5 protein-coding genes are annotated in these 5,954 nt (G+C 61.4%); 4 read left to right on the forward strand and 1 reads right to left on the reverse strand.

Annotation, left to right across the window (positions count from 1 at the left end; translation table 11 throughout):
- The first annotated feature begins 368 nt into the window (after positions 1-368).
- The 4 genes from GIW04_RS26900 to GIW04_RS26915 all read left to right on the forward strand — a co-directional run bounded on the left by GIW04_RS26900 (position 369) and on the right by GIW04_RS26915 (position 5,594).
- Positions 369-1,130, forward strand: a complete 762-nt coding sequence (locus tag GIW04_RS26900; protein WP_034135723.1) for a PIG-L deacetylase family protein — start codon at positions 369-371, stop codon at positions 1,128-1,130.
- A gap of 211 nt (positions 1,131-1,341) precedes the next feature.
- Positions 1,342-3,495 (forward strand): TonB-dependent siderophore receptor, encoded by a 2,154-nt coding sequence (locus GIW04_RS26905; RefSeq protein ID WP_120248110.1) that lies wholly within the window; start codon positions 1,342-1,344, stop codon positions 3,493-3,495.
- A gap of 980 nt (positions 3,496-4,475) precedes the next feature.
- Positions 4,476-5,168 carry a methyl-accepting chemotaxis protein gene (locus GIW04_RS31590; RefSeq protein WP_256204046.1) on the forward strand — a complete coding sequence of 231 codons (693 nt, stop codon included), beginning with the start codon at positions 4,476-4,478 and terminating at the stop codon, positions 5,166-5,168.
- A gap of 69 nt (positions 5,169-5,237) precedes the next feature.
- Complete coding sequence (locus GIW04_RS26915) at positions 5,238-5,594, forward strand: VOC family protein (protein WP_120248112.1); 357 nt, start codon at positions 5,238-5,240, stop codon at positions 5,592-5,594.
- Positions 5,595-5,673: 79 nt separating this feature from the next.
- On the opposite strand, the gene GIW04_RS26920 is transcribed toward GIW04_RS26915, so the two are convergent.
- On the reverse strand, positions 5,674-5,954 hold a 281-nt coding region (locus tag GIW04_RS26920; RefSeq protein ID WP_236479368.1), incomplete at its 5' end, for a DUF2867 domain-containing protein.

The raw sequence follows: 5,954 nt of genomic DNA on the forward strand, positions 1-5,954 counted from the left end.
GGGCTGGAGCGCCGTCATCGCAGGCAAGCCAGCTCCCACAGGGTTGTGTGCCAGGCGCTAATTTTTTGGGCAACCCATGACCTATGTGGGAGCTGGCTTGCCTGCGAAGATGTCGGCCCAGCCAACATTGATGGTGACTGACCGACCGCTTTCGCGAGCAAGCCCGCTCCCATAGTTGGATCGTGGGGCGGCAGGCTAATCGTCGACGGTTATGCGGCATCGCATCCAAAGTTGTGCGGACACCCATGCCTGTCTATGCTCCTAACGCCTCGCACAGCACTCACCCCAGCGGAGCCTGGGGTGAAGACAAGAGCGTCGTCCCGTCAACGGGGTACGACCCGGTATCAACCGACAAGGATGTGACACCCATGAAGCCTGCCTCCTTAAGCGAAGGCCGCCGCGGCCCCGCGCAAATCTGGAACAGTGCGCCGCAGTTGGCGCAAATCCCCATCATCTCCCTGAACACCCTGGTACCGCGCGGCGCTCGCGTGGTGGTGATCGCCCCGCACCCGGGCGATGAAGTGCTGGCGTGCGGCGGTTTGCTGCAACTGCTCAGCACCCAGGAGCATCCCCTGCAACTGATCTCCATCACCGACGGCAGCGCCAGCCATCCCGGCTCTCAGGTATGGCCGGCCAGCCGCTTGAGCGTGGTGCGCCCCCAGGAAAGCGCCGAAGCCCTGCGCCGATTGGGCATGCCCTTGCACAGCCTGAAATGGATTCGTGGCGGGTTTTGTGATGACGCCCTGGCCGCCCGTGAACAGCCGATGAGCCAGTTCATCGCGCGCTACCTGCAACCCGGCGACGTGGTGTTTACCACCTGGCGCAACGACGGCAATGACGACCACGATGCCGTCGGCCGCGCGAGTGCCAAGGCATGTAGTTTGGTGGGTGCGCAACTGTATGAACTGCCGGTCTGGGCCTGGCACTGGCCCGCACGGGAAAGCGCGGTAATGCCCTGGCAACGTGCGCGCAAGGTCCGCCTGGACACCTGGACCGTCGCGCGCAAACTGCACGCCGCCCATGCCTACGCCAGCCAATTGGTGGGCGACCCGCAGATCGGTTTACCACCGATGCTCGCGCAAATATTGCTGGAACGCATGCGCGAGCCCTACGAAATCCTGTTCACCTGAAAGCAACCCTGTAGGAGCGAGCTTGCTCGCGAAAAACCTCAACGATACGTGGGCTTCCTGAATAAACGCGGCGCCTGTGAGTCTTTCGCGAGCGAGCTCGCTCCTACAGCGTTGGGGCTTTTACCGACAGACTCAATCTGCCAAACTGATGCGAATAATTATCAACAGATTTACTATTCGCCACGGACGGCACTTGGGGAGCCCTACTTTCATGTCTGTGCAACAACGCGGCGGCAACGTTTTTACACCCAGTCTGATGGCAATCACTATCGCTCTAGCAACCTCCAATGCGGCCATTGCCGCCGACGCCGAAGCCCCGGCCACCATCGAGCTGGGTGCTACCCAGGTCTCGGGCCAACAGCTTGGCGCAACCACCGAAGGCAGCGAGTCGTACACCACCGGCTCGATGAAGACCGCAACCAAACTGCCGCTGACCCTGCGCGAAACCCCGCAGGCCGTCACCGTGATCACGCGCCAGCGCATGGATGACCAGGCCATGACCAGCATCAACGACGTGGTCAACGCCACGCCGGGGCTGTTCCTCAATTACTCCAACGGCCCTGGGCGACAAGGCTTTACCGCACGCGGTTTCGACATCGACAACCTCATGTATGACGGTATACCCAGCGGCTACAACGGTGCATCGGTAGGCGCGCAGCCGAACCTGGCAATGTTCGACCGCGTCGAAGTGGTGCGCGGCGCTACCGGCCTGGTGACCGGCGCGGGCAACCCTTCGGCCGCGATCAACCTGATCCGCAAGCGGCCACTGGACGAGCAGAAAGTCACGCTCACCGGCGCCGTCGGCAGCTGGGACGACTACCGTGGCGAGCTCGACGCCTCCAGCCCACTCAATGACAGTGGCACCTGGCGTGGCCGTGTCGTCACCTCTTACCGCGATGCCAACAGTTTTATCGACAAGGCCGAGCAGGATCATGGCCTTTTCTATGCCGTCACCGAAGCCGACCTGAGCGAAGACACCACCCTGACCCTCGGTTACTCGAACCAGAAGGACAAGACCAACTACTTCTGGGGCGCTTCGATGGTCGGCCTGGATGGGCGCCACCTGGGCCTGTCGCGTTCCTATAACCCAGGCACCGACTGGGAAAACAAGGACCAGGAAATCAACACCGTGTTCGCCGAGCTGCGCCAGCGCCTGGCCAACGACTGGAGCCTGCAGGTCAATGCCAACTATGCCGAACAGAACGCCTTGTTCTCCGGCTCCTACCAATCGCGCTGGACCAACAACACCCTGGCCCGCACGGTGTACCAGGCCAGCTATGATGAAAACCAGGCCGGGCTCGACGCCTTTGCCAGCGGCCCGTTCGAGGCGTTCGGCCGTAGCCATGAACTGGTGGTGGGCGCCAGCAAGCGCATCTACGACATGACCACCCATAACTACAGCCCGTACGACCTCAACTGGCCGATCAATGCCGGCAAACCGAACTTCACCCACACCAACAATGTGCGCGAAGTCACCACCCAGGATGGTTTCTACCTCACCAGCCGCCTGAGCCTGGCCGACCCGCTGAAGCTGATCCTCGGCGCTCGCCTGGACTGGTACGACTACGACAACCGTGATGCCGCTGGCGACTACAAGGTCACCCGCAACCTCACCCGCTACGCCGGCCTGATCTACGATCTGGACGACCAGCATTCGGTTTATGTGAGTTACAGCGACATCTTCACGCCGCAAAAAGACAAGAGCACAGCCGGCACCCCACTCAAGCCCATCGTCGGTAAAAATTATGAGGTTGGCGTCAAAGGCGAATATTTTGGTGGCGCGCTGAATGCCAGCGTGGCGCTGTTCCGCGTCGACCAGGAAAACCGCGCCGTGCCGGTGGTGGTGCCCAACTGCCCGCAGGCGTCTTGCTCTGTGGCCTCGGGTGAAATCCGCAGCCAGGGTATCGACTTCGAACTGCAAGGTGCCTTGACCGAAAACTGGCAGGTCGGCGGCGGCTATACCTATGCGCGCACCCACACCATCAAGGACGACGCCAATCCGCAGAAGGTCAACAAGCAATTTGACACCGACACGCCGGAACACCTGTTCAAAGTGACCACCCGCTATAACTTTCAGGGCCCATTGGAAAAACTCCGGGTCGGCGGCAATATTTCCTGGCAGAGCCGCATGTACAACGACATCAAGCTGGCCGATGGCAGCTACTATCGGCTCAAGCAAGGCGGCTACGCCGTCACCGACTTGATGGCAGGCTATCGGGTCAATCAACACCTGGACCTGCAGCTCAACGCCAACAACATCTTCGATCGCCACTACTACCAGTCCATCTCCGACTCAGTGACTTATGGTGGCGACTCCTATGGCAGCCCCCGCAATATGATGCTCACCGCCAAGTACAGTTTCTGAGCCCCATCGCCACCTCGGCTGCCCGCTCGGGCAGCCGTTCTTAAAGTCCCGTGCCCGCATGCCGATAACGCGTGGGTAACCGGCAATAATCGTGAACATCTGCTTCACTCCACAGCGGCGCGCCTGGGTGGCACACCGCGTGCTTGCTTGACCTCGACGCCCCCCCTCTCATGGAGTAAGAGTGAATGCCCGTCCGTTTTCTCGAGCACTATCGCAAGGCCGACCGCATCATGCTGGCATTGATCTGGCTGATGTTGCTGTTCTCCCTCGGCCTGGCGTTCTGGCACGACACCCTAATGCAGGCCGTGATCGTCGGTGGCGGCACCGGCGTGGTGCTCACGGCGCTGTACCGCGTCATCGGCGGCACCCGCGTGATGCGCTGTGCACTGGGTGCCGGCTTGATGGTGATGGCCGCGTTGCACATCAACCAGGCACACGGGGTGATCGAATCCCACTTCGGTATTTTCGCGCTGTTGGCGGTGCTGACCTTTTACCGTGACTGGCTGCCGATCCTGGTAGCGGCACTGACCATCGCGGTGCATCACGTGGTGTTCCATGCCTTGCAACACCAGGGTTTCCCTGTGTTTGTAATGGAGCATCACGGCGGCTGGACGATGGTTTTCGTCCATGCCTTCTATGTGGTGATGGAGACCGTCGCCCTGCTCTACCTCGCCGTCCATAGCCAGGCCGAAGCGGTGGAGAGCCAGGAAATGCTTGAGAAGATGCTCGCCGTTACCTCGCAGTTCACCGTGGAAACCGCCCAAGGTGAAGGCAAGGCCCACGTGTCCCTCGCCAAGCGGTTCGACCACTTCCTGCAGCAACTCACCCACCTGATCGACGGCGTCGCTCGCGACTCCCATGGCCTGGGCCAGCTCGGCCAGGAACTGGCCAGCGCCAGCGGCACCCTGGAAAAAGGCGCCCGGCATCAACTGGCGCAGATCGGCGAGATGACCGGCTCGATGCAGCGCATGGAACACGCCATGGGCCACATTACGGTGCAGGTCGAACAGGCGGTGGAGCATGCAGGCCAAGCCAGCCAACAGATTGTGCGCGGCCAGGAAAGCGTCGGCCGCGCCCAGCATGAAATCAGCCAACTGGCTTCGCGTATCAACGGCACGGAGTCGACCGTGGAATCCCTGGCGGTGCAGGCAGAGCAAATCGGCTCGGTGCTGGAAGTGATCAGCAGCATCGCCAACCAGACCAACCTGCTGGCCCTCAACGCCGCCATTGAGGCCGCCCGCGCCGGCGAGCAAGGCCGTGGTTTTGCCGTGGTGGCCGATGAAGTGCGCAGCCTGGCCCAGCGCACCGCCCTCTCCACCCAGGAAATCAAGAGCATCATCGAGGGCCTGCAACACGGCAGCCGCCAAGCCGTCGAAGCCATGCACGCCAGCCGCGAAGGTGTAGAGCGCTGCGTGGCAGACAGCCAAGAGGCCGTGGACATGCTACGGGCGGTGGGCGAGGACATCGCACACATCGACCAACTCAACGGCCACATTGTCACCACCACCCGCGAACAGACCTCGGCCAACCTGGAGATCGTCGAGCGTTTGCAATCGGTGCAAAGCATCGCCCAGAACACCGCCGACGACGTCGAGACACTCGCGCGCAGCAGCGAACGCCTGCCACCGATCGCGGTGCGGCTGGATGCGTTGGGGCGCAGGTTTCATCCTTGAGCGTGTGAGAAATGGGCAGGCCCGGATACGCTACACTCGCGGCCTAAGATACGCGCCACGGAGGCCACCATGAGCACAGCCGGTAAAGACAGACAGATCGACAATATTGAATTCAACGTAAGCGACATCGCCCGCAGTAAAGCCTTTTACGGCGCTGCATTCGGCTGGACGTTCGTCGACTACGGCCCCACCTACAGCGAATTCAGCGATGGCCGGCTCACGGGTGGTTTCACCACCGGTGAGACTGTGCGGCCGGGCGGGCCCTTGGTTATCTTGTATGCCGATGACTTGGACAGTGTGCAGCAGCGGCTTCAACAGCTGGGCGCGGTGATTACTCGCCAGACGTTTGCGTTTCCAGGAGGCCGCAGGTTCCACTTCACCGATCCAGATGGGTATGAACTGGCGGTGTGGAGCGTTGCGCCGTGATCCAGCGCTTTCGCTGTATCGCTGAAGCTCGACATCTCCAACCGAGAACAGGTTGCGTTGTGTGAGCCTGTTCTGGGTTTCAAAGCTGTTGCAGCTTGCGCTGCAAGCGGGCCATGTACCGATTGACGATCAGTTTGTGCGCCGGCCCCACCGGCAGCATGTAAAGGCGCCCGAAGGTGTTGTGGGTGATCACCGATGAAGTGATCGTCAGCACACGATCAGCAATTGAAAGGCAAATCATCACATCCAGGTGCCGGTCACGCTCAGTCAGCACCAGCCTATCCGGCGCGCAGTCCTCTACCAGGAAAAAATCCAGCCGCTCACCCGCTTGCACCGTCACGCGCCGATTGCCGGAGAACC

It is taken from the genome of Pseudomonas sp. PA-4-8C (genome assembly GCF_021606625.1).
Taxonomy (GTDB): Bacteria; Pseudomonadota; Gammaproteobacteria; order Pseudomonadales; family Pseudomonadaceae; genus Aquipseudomonas; species Aquipseudomonas lactis.

Coding starts and splice junctions, on each gene's coding strand:
- GIW04_RS31590 (WP_256204046.1), top strand. CDS start 4,476: ATGGGCCACATTACGGTGCAGGTCGAACAGGCGGTGGAGCATGCAGGC.
- GIW04_RS26915 (WP_120248112.1), top strand. CDS start 5,238: ATGAGCACAGCCGGTAAAGACAGACAGATCGACAATATTGAATTCAAC.
- GIW04_RS26905 (WP_120248110.1), top strand. CDS start 1,342: ATGTCTGTGCAACAACGCGGCGGCAACGTTTTTACACCCAGTCTGATG.
- GIW04_RS26900 (WP_034135723.1), top strand. CDS start 369: ATGAAGCCTGCCTCCTTAAGCGAAGGCCGCCGCGGCCCCGCGCAAATC.